Annotated in this window: 15 protein-coding genes; 5 read left to right on the top strand and 10 right to left on the bottom strand. The window is 64.0% G+C overall.

The window, feature by feature from the left end; translation table 11 throughout:
* Positions 1-7: 7 nt before the first annotated feature.
* The gene (locus tag NKJ08_RS00140; RefSeq protein ID WP_502906280.1) at positions 8-1,480 is read left to right on the top strand and encodes a hypothetical protein; all 1,473 of its coding nucleotides are present in this window, start codon (positions 8-10) and stop codon (positions 1,478-1,480) included.
* 97 nt (positions 1,481-1,577) lie between these two features.
* Here the strand turns inward: NKJ08_RS00140 and NKJ08_RS00135 are convergent, their stop codons facing one another.
* From NKJ08_RS00135 to NKJ08_RS00120, 4 genes are all read right to left on the bottom strand, one after another.
* Positions 1,578-2,492, bottom strand: a complete 915-nt coding sequence (locus tag NKJ08_RS00135; RefSeq protein WP_352522526.1) for a hypothetical protein — start codon at positions 2,490-2,492, stop codon at positions 1,578-1,580.
* A gap of 246 nt (positions 2,493-2,738) precedes the next feature.
* Positions 2,739-5,210 carry a DNA topoisomerase (ATP-hydrolyzing) subunit B gene (gyrB, locus tag NKJ08_RS00130; protein ID WP_352522527.1) on the bottom strand — a complete coding sequence of 824 codons (2,472 nt, stop codon included), beginning with the start codon at positions 5,208-5,210 and terminating at the stop codon, positions 2,739-2,741.
* A gap of 146 nt (positions 5,211-5,356) precedes the next feature.
* Positions 5,357-8,023, bottom strand: a complete 2,667-nt coding sequence (locus NKJ08_RS00125) for a caspase family protein (protein ID WP_352780663.1) — start codon at positions 8,021-8,023, stop codon at positions 5,357-5,359.
* Positions 8,024-8,065: 42 nt separating this feature from the next.
* Positions 8,066-8,635 carry an NADPH-dependent FMN reductase gene (locus NKJ08_RS00120; protein WP_352522529.1) on the bottom strand — a complete coding sequence of 190 codons (570 nt, stop codon included), beginning with the start codon at positions 8,633-8,635 and terminating at the stop codon, positions 8,066-8,068.
* 187 nt (positions 8,636-8,822) lie between these two features.
* Between NKJ08_RS00120 and NKJ08_RS00115 the strand changes: the two genes are divergently transcribed.
* Positions 8,823-10,196: a cytochrome P450 gene (locus NKJ08_RS00115; protein WP_352780660.1), complete on the top strand. Its 1,374-nt coding sequence runs from the start codon at positions 8,823-8,825 to the stop codon at positions 10,194-10,196.
* A gap of 22 nt (positions 10,197-10,218) precedes the next feature.
* On the opposite strand, the gene NKJ08_RS00110 is transcribed toward NKJ08_RS00115, so the two are convergent.
* Positions 10,219-11,190 carry a complex I NDUFA9 subunit family protein gene (locus NKJ08_RS00110; protein WP_352522530.1) on the bottom strand — a complete coding sequence of 324 codons (972 nt, stop codon included), beginning with the start codon at positions 11,188-11,190 and terminating at the stop codon, positions 10,219-10,221.
* A 344-nt stretch (positions 11,191-11,534) separates the two neighbouring features.
* Here NKJ08_RS00110 and NKJ08_RS00105 point away from each other — a divergent pair, with 344 nt between their 5' ends.
* Complete coding sequence (locus tag NKJ08_RS00105; protein ID WP_352522531.1) at positions 11,535-11,807, top strand: hypothetical protein; 273 nt, start codon at positions 11,535-11,537, stop codon at positions 11,805-11,807.
* A gap of 57 nt (positions 11,808-11,864) precedes the next feature.
* Here NKJ08_RS00105 and NKJ08_RS00100 read toward each other — a convergent pair whose 3' ends face one another.
* The 5 genes from NKJ08_RS00100 to NKJ08_RS00080 form a co-directional block, all read right to left on the bottom strand.
* Positions 11,865-12,866 carry an Ldh family oxidoreductase gene (locus tag NKJ08_RS00100; protein ID WP_352522532.1) on the bottom strand — a complete coding sequence of 334 codons (1,002 nt, stop codon included), beginning with the start codon at positions 12,864-12,866 and terminating at the stop codon, positions 11,865-11,867.
* Positions 12,867-12,983: 117 nt separating this feature from the next.
* Positions 12,984-13,793: an ABC transporter permease gene (locus NKJ08_RS00095; RefSeq protein WP_352522533.1), complete on the bottom strand. Its 810-nt coding sequence runs from the start codon at positions 13,791-13,793 to the stop codon at positions 12,984-12,986.
* Positions 13,793-14,458 (bottom strand): ABC transporter permease, encoded by a 666-nt coding sequence (locus tag NKJ08_RS00090; protein ID WP_352522761.1) that lies wholly within the window; start codon positions 14,456-14,458, stop codon positions 13,793-13,795. The genes NKJ08_RS00095 and NKJ08_RS00090 overlap by 1 nt, the downstream gene beginning before the upstream one ends.
* A gap of 215 nt (positions 14,459-14,673) precedes the next feature.
* Positions 14,674-15,468: a transporter substrate-binding domain-containing protein gene (locus NKJ08_RS00085; protein WP_352522534.1), complete on the bottom strand. Its 795-nt coding sequence runs from the start codon at positions 15,466-15,468 to the stop codon at positions 14,674-14,676.
* Between the two features lie 52 nt (positions 15,469-15,520).
* Positions 15,521-16,330 (bottom strand): ABC transporter ATP-binding protein, encoded by an 810-nt coding sequence (locus NKJ08_RS00080; RefSeq protein WP_352522535.1) that lies wholly within the window; start codon positions 16,328-16,330, stop codon positions 15,521-15,523.
* A 218-nt stretch (positions 16,331-16,548) separates the two neighbouring features.
* On the opposite strand from NKJ08_RS00080, the gene NKJ08_RS00075 reads away from it, so the two are divergent.
* Both NKJ08_RS00075 and NKJ08_RS00070 read left to right on the top strand, forming a co-directional pair.
* A complete protein-coding gene (locus NKJ08_RS00075; RefSeq protein WP_352781133.1) occupies positions 16,549-17,397 on the top strand; it encodes a dimethylarginine dimethylaminohydrolase family protein in 849 nt (282 codons plus the stop codon).
* Positions 17,394-18,974 carry a 5-guanidino-2-oxopentanoate decarboxylase gene (locus NKJ08_RS00070; RefSeq protein WP_352522536.1) on the top strand — a complete coding sequence of 527 codons (1,581 nt, stop codon included), beginning with the start codon at positions 17,394-17,396 and terminating at the stop codon, positions 18,972-18,974. The genes NKJ08_RS00075 and NKJ08_RS00070 overlap by 4 nt, the downstream gene beginning before the upstream one ends.
* Positions 18,975-19,005: the final 31 nt, after the last annotated feature.

The following is a 19,005-nucleotide window of genomic DNA, read 5'->3' as shown; positions in this document are numbered from 1 at the left end:
GGTGCCGTTGCCCGACCCTGGTTCTGCTGCATCGCCGGCCACCGATCTGACTGCAGCAGAGAAGGCGCCGCGCAAGCTCAGCCAGGCGGTGGTGGTCGTACACGGCATGGGCGAACAGCGGCCCATGGACACCCTGAGGGGATTTGTCCAGGCGATATGGAGCCACGATCCCGCCCGTGCTCCGTTTTATGCCCATGTCGCAGATCCGGCCGACCCGACGGGTGCGAAGATCAACCAGAGTTGGATCACGCCCGACAGCCGGACCAATTCGCACGAGCTTCGCCGGATCACCACGCCCTATGATGTCGATGGCCGTCGCACCGATTTCTACGAGCTTTACTGGGCCGACATCACCCAAGGCACGACCCGGAGCCGCCTTGCTGCCTGGGTGACGACCCTGCTCTGGCGCAAGCCCGCCGATATTCCGCGCGATGTGCGCAAACTCTACGCTGTCACGCTTTTGGCCACTATCGTCGTCCTCGGCGCGGCGCTGGCGCTCGCAACGTCGGCCTGGCAAGGCTACATCTCCTGGACGACCGGTGTGCTTCTCACCGTCATGGCGTCATTCGTCATCTGGTCGGTGGACCAGTTTGGCCTGCCTTATTTCGGCGATGTCGCCGCCTATGTGCGGGCCGAAGCGGCAACGGTCGAGAAGCGCGCGCTGGTCCGCGAGCGTGGCCTCAAGCTGCTGAAGCGCCTTATGATGGACGACGCCTACGACCGCATCGTCCTGGTCTCGCACAGCCTGGGGTCGATCATCGCCTATGATCTGCTGCAGATATTGTGGGCCGATTTCAGGCCTCGAAGGCTGGAAGCCGTTCGCGACAAAGCGAGGCTGAAGGCGATCCGCGCGGTCGACAAGGCGACGCTGGCCGCCGATGTTTCAGCTTGGCCCGAGCATCTCGATGACCTCTCCGGATTCCAGCGCGACCAATGGGAGCTCTACCAGCAGCTCCGTGCCAAGGATGCGGATCACCCGCTGCCGTGGAAGATCAGCGATTTCGTCACGCTCGGCAGTCCGCTGACCCACAGCGAGTTTCTGGTGACCTACAACCTCGCCGAATTCAGGCGCGGCATCGCCGAACGCCTGTTTTCGGCATGTCCGCCGATCGCCGACACGGCAGGCGGCGGGACTGTGCTCTATCAGGAAGGGCGCAGCCATTCGGGCAAGCCGCAGCGGGCGGTGCATCATGGCGCGGTGTTTGCGGCGACGCGCTGGACCAACATTTTCGACAGGGGCAATGGCTGGCTGACCGGCGACCCGATTTCCGGACCGATGACGGAGAATTTCGGTCCGGGGGTGGAAAACATTCAGGTCGAGTTGCGCGGCCCGCGCGGCCGCGCCTTCACGCACACCCTTTATTGGTCGCTGACGGCGAGCGGCGTCGAGGCCAACGCACCATCCGGCGTGCCGCGCTCGCATCTTGCCGTGCTGCGCGACGCAATCGATCTCGGCCGCAAGCTGGGAACTGAGCCATAGGCAATGAACGGCGCACGATCATGGCGACGACAGCTCAAAGCAAAATCCGCTTCGGGGTAACCTTCCCTGAAGCGGATCAAACTCGCTTAAGCACGGATCAACGGTTGGTCAGGAAAATTGCCTCCTCGTCGTCGCGCTGCCTGCCGCCAAGTGCTGCAGCTGCACTGGCAATGAAAGCCCCGACGACCAGCGACAGCGCTCCAATCAGCGAGAAGGTGGCGCCCGCCTTTCTGGCGGTGTCGGCCGCCTGCTGGGCCTTGACCTTGGCGTCCTGCACTTTGGCGATTACCGCATCGACCCGAGCGGTGGCATCCGCTTCGGACAGGCCTGTACGGGCGGCCACCAGCCGCGACAGATAGGTCTTGTCGTCGCCCGATATTTCGCCTGCTGCCGCACTCGCGATCAGAATTCGCGACGCCTGCGCAGTTGCCGCGGCGTCGCTCTCCGGATTGGCGGCAGCGAGCCTTGCCGGATCGGCCGGGCGGAACAGCGTATCGACGAAATACGATGTGGCGCTGTCAGTCGAGGCGCCACCAGCGTTTGCAGTGGCACCCGCCGAAGCGCCCATTGCCGCGCCGGATGCCACAGTCGAAGCAGCCTGGACACCGGTGCCAATTGCGGCCGAAAGCGCCGTGCCGAGCACGCCGGCGACGAGCAGCGTCGCAAGCGCCCAGGCCAGGAAGCCGTGAGCGGTATCGCGGAAGAAGACTTCATCGGTGTGGATGCCGACCCATTTGGTCCGCAGGCGTCCGGCAAGGTAGCCGCCGAGAGCGGAAGATAGCCACTGCACGATGATCAGCCAGACGGCGGTGGAAACGGCGAAAGTGGTGACTGACGCACCCGAGCCGGACCATGGCGACACCATGCTCAGCCCGAGCCCGGAGCCGAGCAGCATCAAAATGAAGGTAAGCGTCGACGCAGCAAAGGCGCCGGCGATGATCGGCCCCCAGGTGACAGCAGTAGAAGAGGATTCCGTCGGTGCGGAAACGTCGACAGACGTTAGGGTGGACATCGAAGCCCCCTACCGTGCGAACAGCATCAGGAGAATAATGATCGGAATCGGAACTCCGAGAAGCCAGAGCAAAATGCCACGTCCCATGGATGCCTCCTGCGGCGATTGTGATCGACTACAATGCCTTGAAAGACTTTCCGTTCCGGGAGATACGCGGTGATCTTTGTTGCAATGCAGCAGGCGCATCGGTGCGCCAAGGCGCACCGATCCACTTCACGCCCGCCGGCTGGGTATCTGGATCGCGGCTCAGATGTCCAGATTGGCGACCGACAGCGCATTCTCCTGGATGAATTCGCGCCTTGGCTCGACCTCGTCGCCCATCAATCGCGAAAACAGTGAGTCCGCGTCCGTTGCGTCATTGACCCTTACCTGTAAGAGCGAGCGCACATTCGGGTCGAGCGTCGTTTCCCAGAGCTGCTCGGCGTTCATTTCACCAAGGCCCTTGTAGCGCTGCATGGTCAGGCCCTTGCGGCCGGTGGCAAAAACGGCATTGAGCAGTGCGAGCGGCCCCGAAATGGTTTCGGAGACGTCCTTGCGGCGCAGCACCGGCGGCTCGCCGTAGATTTCTGACAGGCGCGGCGCATAGCGGTCGAGCTGGCGTGCGTCGGCGGAATTGATCAGCGCCAGATCGAGATGCGCGAACTCCTTGACGCTGCGCACGGTGCGCTCGAAGACATAGCCGCCGGTGCCCTCGTTCGAGGTTGACATACGGCCTGTCCAGCCGCGCTCGGTGTCCTCGGCGATAATGTCGAGACGACGCGCAACACGCTCGGCCATCTCGTTGGCGCGGCCGAGATCGGTGAAGATCTCGGGGTTGAGCGCGCCGGCGATCGCTGCCTGCTCGACCACGCCTCTGTTATAGCGGGTATGCAATCCGTTGATGAGCTGGCGGACAGCCAAGGCGTCGTCGATGGCGCTGCGCAGGTCCTGTCCGGCCCGCACCTCGCCCGTGCTGAGCGCAAGCGACGCCTCTTCCAGCCCCGAGCCGATCAGGAATTCCTCGAAGGCGGCTTCGTCCTTGATATATTGCGAGCTCTTCCCTCGCGTCACCTTATAGAGCGGCGGCTGCGCGATATAGAGATGGCCGCGTTCGATCAGTTCCGGCATCTGCCGGAAGAAGAAGGTCAGCAGCAAGGTGCGGATGTGGGCGCCGTCGACATCGGCGTCGGTCATCAGGATGATCTTGTGGTAGCGCAGCTTGTCGGCATTGAACTCGTCCTTGCCGATCGAGGTGCCGAGCGCGGTGATCAGCGTGCCGATCATGTCGGAGCCGAGCATGCGGTCGAAGCGGGCGCGTTCGACATTGAGGATCTTGCCGCGCAGCGGAAGAATGGCCTGGTTCTGGCGTGAACGGCCGCCCTTTGCCGAGCCGCCGGCGCTGTCGCCCTCGACGATGAAGATTTCGGATTTCGCCGGATCGCGCTCCTGGCAATCGGCCAGCTTGCCGGGCAGCGAGGTGACGCCGAGCGAGCTCTTGCGGGTGATATCGCGTGCCTTGCGCGCGGCTTCGCGCGCGGCAGCGGCCTGGATGACCTTCTCGATGACCGCCTTGCCCTCGGTCGGGTGCTCCTCGAGCCAGGTACCGAGCGCTTCGTTGACGAGCCCTTCGACCACCGGGCGAACCTCGGACGACACCAGCTTGTCCTTGGTCTGCGAGGAGAATTTCGGGTCGGGAACCTTGACCGACAGCACGGCCGTCAGTCCTTCGCGGCAATCGTCGCCGATCAGCGCCACCTTTTCCTTCTTCGTCAGGCCGGAGGAATCGCCGTAGCCGGTTATCTGGCGCGTCAGCGCACCGCGGAAGCCGGCCAGATGCGTGCCGCCGTCGCGTTGCGGGATGTTGTTGGTGAAGGCCAGCACGTTCTCGTGGTAGCTGTCGTTCCACCACATGGCGACTTCGACGGTGATGCCGTCGCGCTCGGCGCGGATCGCGATCGGCTTGTCGAGCAGCGGCTTCTTCGTCCGGTCGAGATATCTGGCGAACTCTTCCAGCCCGCCATCGTAGTGCAGTTCATGGCGCACGATGTCGGCATGGCGGGCGTCGGTCAAAACGATGCGCACGCCGGAGTTCAGGAAGGCGAGTTCACGCAGCCGGTGCTCCAGCGTACCGTAGTCGAACTCGACCATGGTGAAGGTTTCGGACGACGGCAAAAACGTGATTTCGCTGCCACTGCGTCCTTCATAGGTGCCGGGGACCTTGTGTTGTTCGTAGGTGCCGGTGACCCGCAGCGGCGCGTCCGCATCGCCATGCGTGAAGCTCATCTCGTAGATCTGGCCGTTGCGGCGGATTTTCAGTTTCAGCCAAGCCGACAGCGCGTTGACGACCGACACGCCAACGCCGTGCAGGCCGCCCGACACCTTGTAGGAGTTCTGGTCGAACTTGCCGCCGGCATGCAGCTGCGTCATGATCACTTCGGCCGCCGAAATGCCTTCCCCGGTGTGGATATCGGTCGGAATGCCGCGGCCATTGTCGATGACCGTCACCGAGCCGTCCGGATTGAGCGTCACCGTCACCAGGTCGGCATGGCCGGCCAGTGCTTCGTCGATGGCGTTGTCGACGACTTCATAGACCATGTGGTGCAGGCCCGAGCCGTCGTCGGTGTCGCCGATATACATGCCCGGCCGCTTGCGAACGGCATCCAAGCCCTTCAAAACCTTGATGGAATCGGCGCCGTATTCGGCTTCAACGCCGTTGGCGATGTCGGTCTGGTCGCTCATGAAAACCTGTCTGATTGATGCCGTGTGCAGAGCGCGAAAAATCGGCGTCGAATCGCGCATTTCTAATGTCGTAGATATAGGCGCAAAAGGCGGTTTTTCCAAGGTTTGCAGGCGTTTCCGAACGGAATGACCGTCGCGTGGGCCGGCTACCGGCGCCTGGCTTCGATCTTGGCCAGCCGCTCACGCAGGAACTTGATCATGAACTTGTATCGCGGCGCCAGCCGACCGGTCCGGTCGAGCTCGAGCGTCATGTCGAGCGCCTTGGAAAGCACAGCTTTCGGATCCTTCGCAATCTGCGCGTAGTCGATATAGGCGACCACAAGGTCGCGCTGCCAGGTGGCGTTGTCCGGATCGGACTGGGCAAGTTTCTCGCGAATGGCGAGGCTGTCCTGAAGGGCTTGCCGGGCTCCTCTGACGTCGCGCTGCCTGAGGCGCAGCGTGGCGACTTCGGACAGCGTTATCGACAAGTCACGCTGCCAGTCGGAATTGGCGGGATCGAGCTTCGCCAGCCTCTGTGCAATCGCGTAACTGTCCAGATAGGCTTTCAGCGCGCCTTTGTGGTCGCCCTGTATCGCCAGGACGCCGGCGACCTTCTCGAGGCACACGGACAGGTCACGCTGCCAATCGGTGTTGTTCGGGTCGCCGGCGGCGAGCGCGCTGGCCTGCGAGAGTGCCTCACGATAAGCCGAAAGTGCCGCCGGCCAATTCTCCTGGTCGCTCAGCGCGTTGCCGATCTTGGCGTTGCCGACCGACAGGTCGCGTTTCAGCTCGGTGTCGTCCGGATCGCGTTTCGCCAGTTGCTTGATGATCGCCAGGCCTTCCTTGTAGGCCGCCAGCGCCCCGGCGGCGTCGCCGCGTTGGCGCAGCAGGTCGCCTATCGTATCGTGGCTGACCGAGACGTCACGCTGCCGGTCGGCATCTCCCGGCTTGTCCGCCGCCAGCGCCAGCCGCACCTTCAGGCTCTCTTCATAGGCCGCCTGTGCGTTGTCCAGTTGGCCTGCGACATGGGCAAGATGGCCGATCTCATCATAGGCGATGGTCAGGTCGCGCTGCAGCTCGGCACGGTCGGGTTCGCCGGCAGCGAGCTGTTTCTTGATCGACAGGCTTTCCTGATAGACCTGTGCGGCGCCGGCCCGATCGCCTTGCGTCGCCAGCACGTTACCGATCTTGTCGTCGGTCATGGCGAGGTCGCCGAACCACTCCAGATTGTCCGGCTCTGCCTCGGTCAGGCCCTGCAGAACGGTCTTGGCGGTCTCATAGTTCTGCAGCGCTGCCGGCAGATTGCCTTGCGCCATCCGCACATTGCCGAGCTTGACGTGGCTGACGGCGAAGTCGCGCTTCACGTTCGGATCGGTTTCCTGATGCGACCGCCGCTCGAGATCAGCTTGCAGCGCCTCGAAGGCGCGGCCGGCCGCCTCGATATTGCCGACCGTGGTATAGAGCTTGCCGAGCTCGTCCAGCGTGCGGATCAAGCGGTCGGCATCGTCGAGCGACAGCACCACCTGGCCGGCTTCGCCATAAAGCGCGAGCACCGATTCATAATCCTTGATGGCTGTGGCGTAGTCGAGGTCGGCGCGCGCCGCGCCGCCGGACAGATAGCGCGTCGCGGCTTCGGAAAGCGTGCGGCTGACGAAATTAGCCTTCAGCGCGTTGCGCGAGACATTGTCGATCTCGGCTGCCTCGGCGAGCTTTTTCCGCGCGGCATCGAACGCTCCCAGCGAAAGCTGCTCTTCGGCCTGCCGGCGCAACGCTGCCACCCGCAGATCGTCGGAGCCAAGGGTCTGCATTTCGCTTCGCACCTTGACGAAGGCGTCGGCCGCCTCACGCAGCCTGGCGTTCAGACTGTCCGCGGAGAGGTGGCCGGCATCGGAACTGATCAACGCGCCATAAAGCGGTGCCAGCGGCATGTCGGCGTCGCTGGCGATCTTTTCCACCTCGCCGCGCATCTCGGGCGTCACCTCGGCCATGGCCAGCAACAGGCGTTCGCGCTCCGGCAATTTCTCCTTGGCTGTCGTGGCAAAGAACAGCTGCGGCAGGCCGCTCTCGACATAGGGCAATTGCTTGCCGCGCGAGAGATCGTAGACCTCCTGTTGCACGAGCGTCAGCACGGAGCGGATCTCGAGCCCTTCGGTGCCGAGATATTTCGTCAGCGCCGCGGTGAACGGCGAATTCTCGCCGGTCCCATCCGCTGCGGTCTCGCCGGGCGCCGCCGAAAAGGCAAACAGGATGTTTTCTGCCCGCCCGATGCGACCAAGACCCGGCCGGACCTTGTCGCTGACGTCTTTTGCCAGTGCCGTCGCGCCGCGGCCTTCATCGCCCGTGCCCGCGAATGGATCGCTACGGCAGGCATCGAGCACAATCAGTCCGATCTTGCTGGTGGCGGCGACGACCTCGCGGACCTCTTCCAGCGGCAGACTGGTCTTTTCCAGCGCATCGAGCGACGACGAGTCTGCATCGACCGGCAGGAGCCGGTTCTCGCCGGCGATCTCGACGCCGTGGCCGGAGAAGAACACGAACGCCACGTCGGCGCCTTTGGCATCGTCGCGGAAATCGTCGAGCGCCCGGCGCATGCGCCGCAGGTCGCGGTTGGTTTCGAGGAAGACCTCGAAACCGAGCTTCCTCAGCACCGTTTCCATGATCTCGCCGTCATTGACGGGATTGGCGAGCGGCCGGATCAGCCGGTAGTCGTTCTCGGCGATGACCAGCGCAACGCGCCGCTCCGCCACGGCAGCGGAGGCCGTCGAGAGGATCAGCAGCAAGGCAAACAGAAGACGCAAATCGAACCGCCCCGGCCCGGTCATTTGCCGGAGCATTCCATCTCTTTATGGCATGAGCAAGCCAGGCTGTTCGCGTTGTTAGCCGACCCGCATCGGCTTCAGTGCTTCGCTCCAGCGGAACAGCTCGTCCAGCATGGTCCTGGCCCCGCCGAGCACCTGCTCGCTGGGCAGGAAGGCACCGGTCTCGTCGAGCAGTTTCTGGTACATCGGCAGCGCCACGCCTTCCGGGATCGGCATGACGCCGACGGAGGTCAGCAGCGGTTTGACCGCCTGCGCCGCTCGCAAGCCGCCGGAGACACCGCCATAGCTGAGAATGGCGGCCGGCTTGTATCGCCATTCCCTGAGCAGGTAGTCGACCGCGTTGACGATCGCGGGGGCTGCGAAATAATTGTATTCCGGCGCCACGAAGACGAATGCGTCGGCGGCGTCGATTGCCTCCGACCAAGCCTTCGTGTGGCTGTTTTCGTATTTGCCGAGTCTCGGATGATGCGGCTCGTCTAGCACCGGCAGGTTGAAGGCGGCGATGTCGGTGAGCACCGGCTCGAATTTCCCGTGCTCGGCCGCGAAGCTCTCCAGCCACTTTGCGAAAACCGGCCCGGCGCGGCCCGGCCGCGTGCTGCCGATGATGACGTTCAACTGGTGCTTCAAGGTGGGCTCCTGCCGGTTGGCGGTATCTGTTGGTGAGTGCCACCTAAGGCACGCAACCAGACACAACAAGCAGGCACTTTCCGGTGCCCCGGTCACATTCCAGAGAGTGGATGCTTCGCCTTGCCGTTCGGCCACATGGACGCTTGCCTTGCCAGCCACTACATTGAGCTGGCTAGCGGAGCACGCCATGGACAGTCAGCCCGTCCCCTTCGTCCCGCCGGCGCCGAAGCCGCGCACCTCGCCGCCTTCGACGCTGGAGATGATCCGCATCGTATACCGCAATCCGCTCGAACTGTGGGGCGAGGCGACCTACAACGAGCCCTGGATTTCGGTGAACGGCGTCGGGGGGCCGCTGGTCATCGCCAACGATCCCGGCCTCATCCGCCACGTGTTGGTCGACAATGCCAAGAACTACAAGATGGCGACGGTGCGCCAGTTGATCCTGCGGCCGATCTTGCGCGACGGCCTGCTGACCGCCGAGGGCGATGTCTGGAAGCGTTCGCGCAAGGCGATGGCGCCGGTGTTCACGCCGCGCCACATCTTCGGCTTCGCCGAGCCGATGCTGAAACGCACGCTCGAGTTCGTCACGCGCTACGAGCAGGGTGGCACGTCGGATATCGCCCACGACATGACGCTGCTCACCTTCGACATCCTGGCCGAGACGCTGTTTTCGGGCGAGATATCGGGCGAGCCGGGCAGCTTCGCCAAGGAGATCGACCGCCTGTTCGAGACGATGGGCCGGGTCGATCCGCTCGACCTTTTGCGTGCGCCCGACTGGATGCCGCGCCTGACCCGCATCCGCGGCCGCAAGACCATGGCCTACTTCCGCAAGATCGTCACCGACACGGTGCAGATGCGCGAAGAGCGGCTGAAGCGCGCTCCGGATACGGTGCCGCAGGACTTTCTCACTCTGTTGCTCAAGGCGGAGGGACCGGACGGGCTGACCCGGGTCGAGGTCGAGGACAATATCATCACCTTCATCGGCGCCGGCCACGAGACTACAGCCAGGGCGCTCGGCTGGACGCTCTACTGCCTTGCCGAAGCGCCGTGGGAGCGCGAAAAGATCGAGCACGAGATCGATGCGGTGCTGGCGCGCGAGCCCGACCCGACGAAATGGCTCGACGCAATGCCGCTCACCCGCGCCGCATTCGACGAGGCGCTCAGGCTCTATCCGCCGGCGCCGTCGATCAACCGCGAACCGATCGAGCCCGAAACCTGGAACGGCCTCTATATACCGCGGCGCGCCGCGGTGCTGGTGATGCCGTGGGTCGTCCACCGCCATCGGAAATTGTGGGACCGGCCGGACGCTTTCATGCCGGAACGCTTCCATCCGGGAAACCGCGAAAAGATCGACCGTTTCCAGTATTTACCGTTCGGCGCCGGGCCTCGCGTCTGCATCGGCGCCAGCTTCGCCATGCAGGAGGCGATCATCGCGTTGGCGATCATGCTGTCGCGCTACCGTTTCGACACCACCGCAGAGACCCGGCCCTGGCCGGTGCAGAAGCTGACGACGCAGCCGCAAGGCGGGCTGCCGATGCAGGTCACCCGGCGCGTGCCGTAAGCGGCTGAACGTTCGTTCCGTATTATGCGGACTTGCGTTGGAACTGGCCGGCGGCGCGGTAGCGCCAGAGATAGCTTGGCAGAATGGTTCCGATCGACCGAGGCTGAATGCCGAGGCCGGCGAGCGTCCTGTTATCCTTGACGGCGGCATCCGACACGACATTGTGCTGGCGCAACAGCAGGACCTGGTCCTTGGTCAACAACGGTTTGGGCAGCAGCCCGAGAATTGATGCCTGGAGGTTCGCCAGCCACCATGGCATCGGCAGCAGAAGCCGCTTGCGTTCGATGATGACAAGCAGCTCTTGCATGCATTCCTTGAAGCTGAGCACTTGCGGCCCGCCGAGCTCATAGATCTGGCCGCCCTGGACCTTGCCGTCGACCGAGTGCGCCACCGCTTCGGCGACGTCGCCGACATAGACCGGCTGGAATTTCGTCTGCCCGCCGCCGATCAGCGGCAGGACTGGGGAAAAGCGGGCCATGTTGGCAAAGCGGTTGAAGAAACCGTCCTCCGGCCCGAAATTGATCGATGGCCGCAAGATCACGGCGTCCTGGATCGTCTCCAGAACCGCCTTTTCGCCGAGCGCCTTGGTACGCGCATAGTCCGATTGCGCGTGGAGATCCGCACCCAGAGCCGAGATATGGGTGAGGCCGGCGCCGACGGTGCGCGCCGCCTCGGCGATGGCGCGTGCGCCGAACTCATGCACGGCAGCGAATTTCTGCCGGCCGCCCTCATACGGGATAGCCACCAGATTGACGACATGGTCGGCGCCTTGCACGGCGCGGTCGACCGACCAGCGCACCCGGACATTGGCCTGCACCGGCTGGATCTGCCCGACATTGCCGAGCGGCTGCAGGTGGCCGGCGAGATCGGGCCGGCGGCAGGCGACCCGGATGCGGTAGCCGCGCTTGGCCAGCGCCCGCACGACATGACGACCGACAAAGCCGGAGCCGCCGAAGACGACGACGAGCTTTGGGGTCTGCAGGATTTCGGTCATGGCTGGCTCCGGCGGGCTATCCAGATGGCTCGGTTGAAGCCGTTTCATAGTCCGTTTCGCGCCAAAGGCAAAGGGTGACCATAGGTCGCCCGGCATTGTTGAAGCATGATTTTCCGGATCCGTTCGAAACGGCAGAAAACCCGGCCGAGGCGCGGCTTTCCGGGGTCGCGTTCATTTGCAACCATGGTTCAACGGGCCGCTTGACCTGAGACGATATCGGGAGGGCGTGAAGCAAGTACGCCCGCCCCAACCCCGAACATCCGATAGGACCAGCACCGGCAGGAACTTTTATTCGGTCGGCGATTTTAGATGTATGGTTTGATTCCGAATGGAGGATATTGCCGATGACGAAAAAATGCGTTGCGATCTTCGCTCTGGCTTTCGCAACAGGCTGCAGCATTGGCGCTTCGGCGTTCGCCGGAAACCGGCATCACCACCAAGCTCAACCCGAACGCTACGTTTCCGCCAATGGCGACATCATCGACATCCTGTTCGGTGGCCCGCGTTACTATGACAACCACTTGTTCACGACGGCCGCCGAACCCTGCTCCTACAACAGGGTAGGACCGGACGCGAATGCGCTGAACGTCATCAACGATCATCATTGCGGGAAGTAGGCTCGCGCTGCCGGATCGGCCGGCGTGGTCAGCCACTCATCGGACAAACGAATTTCTTCAGGATGAATAGCGGGCGGCGAATTCGGAAATGCGCTGCACCACGGCTTTCGGCGCGCTTATGCCGCGAGCCGCCGCCTTCTCAGCCGCTTCTGCCCGGGCACGCCCTGGCACATGCACGCCATAGCGGCGGCGCAGCCGGTCGAGTTGATCCTTCATCCGTTTCTCGAAGTCCGGATCGAGCAGCTTGGGCTCGACGGCGAGCACGAACAGGCCGGTCCCCGGACTGTCCGGTCCGCCGCTGAACCATGGCGCATCGAGCGACCAGTTGGCGCCCGACAGGCCCGCAGCCAGCACCTCAACCATCAGCGCGATGTTGGCGCCGCGCTGGCCGCCGAAGGCAATCATAGCGCCTTTCATGGCGGACGCGGGATCGGTGGTCGGGTTGCCGCTGGCGTCCAGCGCCCAGCCTTCGGGAATCTTCTTGCCGTCCTCGGCCGCCTTGCGGATGTTGACGAAGGCGGTGGCGCTCGACGACTGGTCGATGACCAGCGGCGCCCCGTCTGCGGCGGGTGCTGCAAAGGACATCGGATTTGTACAGTAGACCGGCTTGACCGAGCCCGAGCCGGCAAGCACGGCCGGGCCGTTGGTTGCGGCGAACGAAACCAGCCCCTGCGCGGCAAGCCGCCCGGTGAAATAGCCGAGTGCGCCGCACGTATAGGCATTCTTCTGCGAAAAAATGGCGACGCCGAACAGCCGCGCCGCCTTGGCAAGGTCATCGATCGTGCGGTCGAAACCGGTATGCGCCAGGCCGCCGCGCGCATCGGAGAGATAGACGGCGAGCGCCGGCCTGGTGATCACCGGATCGGCGTTGCCGTCAATGCGGCCAGCCTCCAGTGCTTCGAGATAATCGATGAAATGCGACAGCCCGACGGCCGACAGTCCTTCCGCCTCGGCCGTGACGATCGAGGCAGCCAGCGACTGTGCCGCCTCTTCGTTGGCGCCGGCGCCAAGTGCGGCCATCCGGCACAGCCCTGTCGCCTGGTCGAGACTGAGTTGCATTGGGATTGCCTCTGGGTGAGTAGTGAATGGTGAATGGTGAATAGTGAAGCGTGAATAGGTGGATGGGAGTGGTGACTGGTTGATCCCACTACTCACTACTCACCATTTACCATTCACCTACCCGATCTTGTTCGGGATCCGCGCCTCGATCTTGCCCAGGGTGAAGACGAGGATGCCGGTGATCGCCATATAGATCAACGCCAAGAGCAGCAAGGGTTCATAGGTGAGATAGGTATCCTGCCGCACCTTGGAGGAGACGGCGAATATGTCGATCACGCTGATGGTCGCCACCAGCGGCGTCGATTTCAGCTGCAGCACGGTTTCGCCGGTCAGCGTCGGCAATGCGCGGTAGAAGGCCTGCGGCAGCCAGATTCGCTGGAATGTCTTCCAGCGGCTCATGCCGAAAGCGCGGGCGGCTTCCAATTGCCCTTTCGGCACGCCGGCAAAGGCGCCTCGCATCACCTCGCCCTCATAGCCGGCGAAGGACAGCGTCAGTCCGAGGACGCCATAGGGCCATGCCTGCCTGAGATAAGGCCACATCCAGGACTGGCGAATCCACGGATATTGCGGAAACAGCGAACCGAGGCCGTAATAGAGCAGCCAGAGCTGCAGCAGCAGCGGTGTTCCCCTGATGACGGTGCAGAAGACCTTGGCGGGTGCCGCGAACCAGATGGGGCCGGCGGCCTGCGCCAGCCCCAGCGGCACGGCGAGCAGGAAGCCCAGTGTGCAGGTGACGGCAAGAATCCACAGCGAGCGCCAGATGCCGAGCAGTCCCATTTCGTAATATTTCGGCAGCCAGTCCCAACGCATGAAGAAAGCCGCCGACAGAACCAGCCCCAGTGCGATGAGGATCAGCACGATGCGATGCGGCTTCAGCCACAGCGAAGCGCGTGCAGCGACATTGACAACGACAGCTTCGCCAGTCATCACCGGGCCTCCTTGAGCGAAGGCATGCCGCGGCGGGCCCAGGTCTCGATCCGGCCGATGATCAGGTTGGAAACCAGCGTCAACAGCAGGTAGATCGCGCCTGCGGCGACGAAGAATGTAAGATAGGCTTTGGTGACGCCTGCCGCTTGCCGCGTCGCCAATGTCAGCTCGTAGAAGCCGACGACCGCCAGCAGGGCGGTGTCCTTGGTGGCGATCAGCCAAAGATTGGCAAGGCCGGGTATGGCGAAAGGCAACATCGCCGGCAGTGTGATGCGCCGCAGCAGCAGGCCGGGAGGCATGCCATAGGCTCTCGCCGCTTCGATCTGGCCTTGCGGAATGGCGAGGATCGCGCCGCGGATCACCTCGGTAGAATAGGCACCCTGGACGAAACCGAGCACGGCAATGCCGGCCGCAAGCCCGCTAATGTCGATGCGCTGATAGCCCATTGCCGCCAGCATCTGATTGATCAGGTCGGTGCCGGCGTAATAGAGCAGCAGAATCAGCACCAGCTCCGGCACGGCGCGCACGACGGTCGTATAGACTGCCAGGAGATCGCGCACGACCGGACCGCCATAGAGCTTGCCGGAGGCGCCGCCGATGCCGATCAGAAGGCCGAGGCAGGTGGCCCCGACCGCGATCTCGATCGTATGGAGCAGCCCGACCAGGAGCGTTCCACCCCAGCCCGGCGGCGTGGGCGAGAGAAGCGCGATCGTAGAGGCGGCCCAAGCAGGAAGAAATGCGTCGATCAGCGTCGCCCCCGAATTGCTGGCGCTAAAACCGCCGGCGATCTGCGCCTGCGGAAGCTTGCGTGGATGGGTTTTCGACGAACCACGCGGCGCGCTGCCAGCGCCGCGTGGTTATCGCTCATGGGATAAGGCCGTCAGTTCGACTGCGTGTCGGCACCGTAAATGTCGAAGTCGAAATATTTCTTCGAAATCTCGTCATATTTGCCATTGGCGCGGATGGCCTTGATGCCGGCGTTGATCTTTTCCTTCAACTCGGTGTCTTCCTTGCGGACGCCGGCGCCGACGCCAGGCCCGAGGATGGCCAGATCCGGCGCGACCATGCCTTTCAGGTCGCAGCATTGCTTGCCCTGATCCGATTTCAGGAAGGCGTCGAGGGCGATGGAATCGGCCTGCACCGCGTCGACCCGGCCGGCGGCAAGATCCTGGTTGGCTTCATCCTGGGTCTGGTATTCCTTGATTTCCGCCGCTTCGGCGAAGTGCTTCTTGGCGTAGTCGGCATGCACGGTCGAGACCTGGACGCCGATGATCTTGCCCTTGAGATCCTCCGGTGTCGAGCCGAACTTCTGGTCCTTCGGCCCGATGATGGCCGTCGGGGTGTTGTAATACTTGTCGGAGAAGTCGATCGTCTTCTTGCGTTCGTCGGTGATCGACATCGAGCTGGCGATGACGTCGATCTTCTTGGTCGTCAGCGCCGGGATGATGCCGTCCCAGGCGACGGGCGTGATGACGCAATCGAGCTTCTCCTCGGCGCAGACGGCGTCGATGAATTCGATTTCCCAGCCGACCCATTTGCCGGAAGCGTCCGGCGAGGTGAACGGCGGATAGGGCTCGGCGGCGACACCGATCTTGACCGGATCGGCCTTGGCCACGCCCATCGCGGCAACGCCAAGCAGCAGCGCTGCGGCAAAGGTCTTGAGAATAGTCTTCATGGTCATGACTCCCAGTTTTGTCGTTGTTCCCGGTTTTTCCATCCGCCTCGGTTTAACCGATGTTGCGGATGAATTGCTTCAGCCTTTCGGATTTGGGTGCGCCGAAAATCTGCTCCGGCGGCCCTTCTTCCTCGACCAGCCCGTTGTAGAGATAGACGACATGCGTCGCGACCTCGCGGGCGAACTTCATCTCATGGGTGACCAGCACCATGGTGCGGCCTTCGCGCGCCAGGTCGCCGATCACCTTCAGCACCTCGCCGACCAGCTCCGGGTCGAGCGCCGAAGTCGGCTCGTCGAACAGCATGACGCGCGGGTTGATGGCCAGCGCCCTGGCAATCGCGGCGCGCTGCTGTTGGCCGCCCGAGAGATAGGCGGGATAGACGTCGCGTTTTTCGGCGAGGCCGACGCGGGCCAGCAGTTTCTCCGCCTCGCTGATCGCCGCATCGCGCTTGACGCCGAGCACATGAATGGGAACCTCGATGACGTTCTCGATCAGCGTCATGTGGCTCCACAGATTGAAGTTCTGGAACACCATGCCGAGCTTGGAGCGGATGCGTTCGATCTGCTTGCGGTCGGCGGGCACGGTGTGGCCGTGGCTGTCGGCCTTCAGCCGGATCTGCTCGCCATTGACGCGGATGATGCCGCTGGTCGGGTTCTCCAGGCAATTGATGCAGCGCAGCAGCGTCGACTTGCCCGAGCCGCTGCCGCCGATGATGGCGATCACCTCACCATCGCGCGCCGACAGCGAAACGCCCTTCAGCACATGCAGCTTGCCGAAATTCTTGTGCAGGTTCTCGACGTGAATGGCTTCGGCGGCGCCGTTCTGCGCCGTATGCTTCAGGGCGGTGCCCGGCGCTGTCATCGTCGCGGTGCCCCGCGGAGCGGCCGAGGCAGTCCTTGCTGGAATTTTTTACCCATTACCCGTCACTGGACAGCGTTCCGATTCTCAAGATGGACCGTTCCGCTTGCCTCCGTCAACCGCAGTTTTTGGACCATTGATCACGGCCTGCCGAGTGGCTATTGGCAGGAGGGGGCGCGTTTCAGGAGAATTTAGTGGGCAAAGCTTACGGGTCGCAGTCGATGGCCGGGCCGCTGCAGCGCGTGCTGATGCGCTCCGCCGCCAGCGCCATGCATGGGGCCGAAGCGCTGGAGTGGCACTATGGCCCGGGCTTCGATCCGCAAAAGGCGGCGGCCCAGCATGAAGCGCTGGCCAGGTTGATTTCGGCCTCAGGCGCCGAGATCGAATGGCTGAGCGACAACGATGACGGGCTTGCCGATTCTGTCTTCACCCACGATCCGTCGCTGATGACCGACCATGGCGCCGTTATCCTGGCCATGGGCAAGGCATTGCGCCGGCCCGAGCCCGGCCTGCACGAGGCAGCCTACGGGCGCATGGGCATCCCCATCCTCGGCCGTATCGAGGCTCCCGGCCAGGTCGAGGGCGGCGATTGCGTCTGGCTGGATGCGAAGACGCTGGCGGTCGGTCGCGGCGTGCGCACCAACCAGCACGGCATCCAGCAGCTCTCCAATCTGCTTTCGCCCAAGGGCATCCAGGTCTATGGCTTCGATCTGCCGCTCTGGCACGGCGAGGAGGCCTGCCTGCATCTGATGTCGGTGATCAGCCCGCTCGCCGACGATCTGGCGCTGGTTTATGCGCCGCTCTTGCCTGTGGCCTTCTATCAGATGCTGCGCGCGCATGGCATTCGCCTGGTCGAAGGCGACGCCGACGAATTCTTCGCCTCGAATGGGCTCAGCCTGAACGTCCTGCCGACCGCGCCGCGCCACGTCATCGCCGTTGCTGGCTTTCCCAAAACAGCAGCGGCCATGCAGGCCGCCGGCTGTACGGTCTCGACATTCGAGGCCGATGCGCTGTGCATTGCCTGCGAAGGCGGCCCAACCTGCCTCACACGCCCGGTGCTAAGACAATGACGACGGTCGGCGAAGCCCTCATCACCTTGCTCGAAGCCCATGGCGTCGACACCGTCTTCGGCATTCCCGGTGTGCATACGGTCGAGCTCTACCGCGGCCTGGCGCGGTCGAATATCCGCCACGTCACGCCGCGCCACGAGCAGGGTGCCGGCTTCATGGCTGACGGCTATGCGCGCGCCAGCGGCAGGCCGGGCGTCGCCTTCGTCATCACCGGGCCAGGGCTGACCAACACCATCACCGCCATGGGCCAGGCGCGCGCCGATTCGGTGCCGATGCTGGTGATCTCGGGCGTCAACGCCACACCGACGCTGGGCAAGGGCCTCGGCCATCTGCACGAACTGCCGGACCAGCGCGGCATGATGGAGAAGGTGGCGCTGTTTTCGCACCGCGTCACCGAGGCTGGCGAACTGCCCAGCGTGCTCGCCCGCGCCTTCGCACTGTTTTCATCCTCGCGTCCGGGCCCGGTGCATATCGAGATCCCGACCGATGTCATGACCATGCCGGCCAACGGCATCGTGGCGCTGCTGCGAAATTCAGCGCCGCCCGAGCCAGATGTGGCGGCGATTGCAGAGGCGGCAAGGCTGTGCGCGTCTGCCCGCCAGCCGCTTATCCTCGCCGGCGGCGGCGCCAAAGCCGCCGAAGCGCCGTTGCAGCGCCTGGCCGAGAGGCTAAGCGCGCCGGTCGTCCAGACCGCCAATGCGCGCGGCCTGCTGTATCGCCATCCGCTTGGCGTGCCGGCCAGCCCCAGCCTGAAGGCGGTGCGTGCGCTGATGGCCGATGCCGATCTGGTCATCGCCGCCGGCACCGAATTCGGTCCGACCGACTATGACGGATATGGTGACGGCGGCTTTGTCCTGCCCGCCAATCTGATCCGCATCGACATCGGCGCCGACCAGCTTGCCCGCCGGCCGGCGCGGATTTCGATCCAGGCCGATTGCGGCGCAGCGCTCGAAGCGCTGCTTGCCGAACTCGGCACGGGCCAGGCACCGTTGGATGATGGTTCGGCTCGCGCCGCCGCGACGCGCAAAGCAGCCTTTGCCGAGATCGGCCCGGCTATGCAGGCGCAACTGCGGGCCGTCGAGACGATCCGCGATACGCTGCCCGGCGCGATCATCGTCGGCGATTCGACCCAGCCGGTCTACGCCGCCAATCTCTATTACGATCACGACCGGCCGGGCGGCTGGTTCAACGCCGCCACCGGCTTCGGCGCGCTCGGCTATGGCCCGCCGGCGGCAATCGGCGCCGCCCTTGCCAGGCCCGACGCACCGGTCGTTTGCCTCACCGGCGACGGCGGCTTCCAGTTCACCCTGCCGGAACTGGGCGCGGCGCTCGATGCGGCGGCGCCGGTGATTTTCGCCGTCTGGAACAATCGCGGCTACCGCGAGATCGAAACCTCGATGCTTGACGTTGGCGTCGAGCCGGTCGGCGTCTCGCCGGCGCCGCCGGATTTCTGCAAGCTGGCCGAAGCCTATGGCATTGCCGCCGAGCGGATTTCCGGCGTTGGCGGCTTGGCGGACGCGCTTAGGCGCGCGCGAGCGGCTGGACGACCCTATGTCATCGAGATTTCGGTTGAGTGATCGCGCGAAAGGCGCGACTTTCCGCACCGGC

Origin of the sequence: Mesorhizobium sp. M0244, assembly GCF_040321795.1 — a bacterium.
GTDB lineage: Bacteria > Pseudomonadota > Alphaproteobacteria > Rhizobiales > Rhizobiaceae > Mesorhizobium.
The sequence above is the reverse complement of the archived record's forward strand: the minus strand, read 5'-3'. Positions and strand labels throughout refer to the sequence as shown.

What these genes read in the sequence shown, in the direction of transcription:
- NKJ08_RS00135 (WP_352522526.1), bottom strand. Translation starts at nt 2,492, where the DNA reads ATGTCCACCCTAACGTCTGTCGACGTTTCCGCACCGACGGAATCCTCT.
- gyrB (WP_352522527.1), bottom strand. Translation starts at nt 5,210, where the DNA reads ATGAGCGACCAGACCGACATCGCCAACGGCGTTGAAGCCGAATACGGC.
- NKJ08_RS00125 (WP_352780663.1), bottom strand. Translation starts at nt 8,023, where the DNA reads ATGCTCCGGCAAATGACCGGGCCGGGGCGGTTCGATTTGCGTCTTCTG.
- NKJ08_RS00115 (WP_352780660.1), top strand. Translation starts at nt 8,823, where the DNA reads ATGGACAGTCAGCCCGTCCCCTTCGTCCCGCCGGCGCCGAAGCCGCGC.
- NKJ08_RS00110 (WP_352522530.1), bottom strand. Translation starts at nt 11,190, where the DNA reads ATGACCGAAATCCTGCAGACCCCAAAGCTCGTCGTCGTCTTCGGCGGC.
- NKJ08_RS00105 (WP_352522531.1), top strand. Translation starts at nt 11,535, where the DNA reads ATGACGAAAAAATGCGTTGCGATCTTCGCTCTGGCTTTCGCAACAGGC.
- NKJ08_RS00100 (WP_352522532.1), bottom strand. Translation starts at nt 12,866, where the DNA reads ATGCAACTCAGTCTCGACCAGGCGACAGGGCTGTGCCGGATGGCCGCA.
- NKJ08_RS00095 (WP_352522533.1), bottom strand. Translation starts at nt 13,793, where the DNA reads ATGACTGGCGAAGCTGTCGTTGTCAATGTCGCTGCACGCGCTTCGCTG.
- NKJ08_RS00085 (WP_352522534.1), bottom strand. Translation starts at nt 15,468, where the DNA reads ATGAAGACTATTCTCAAGACCTTTGCCGCAGCGCTGCTGCTTGGCGTT.
- NKJ08_RS00080 (WP_352522535.1), bottom strand. Translation starts at nt 16,330, where the DNA reads ATGACAGCGCCGGGCACCGCCCTGAAGCATACGGCGCAGAACGGCGCC.
- NKJ08_RS00075 (WP_352781133.1), top strand. Translation starts at nt 16,549, where the DNA reads ATGGCCGGGCCGCTGCAGCGCGTGCTGATGCGCTCCGCCGCCAGCGCC.
- NKJ08_RS00070 (WP_352522536.1), top strand. Translation starts at nt 17,394, where the DNA reads ATGACGACGGTCGGCGAAGCCCTCATCACCTTGCTCGAAGCCCATGGC.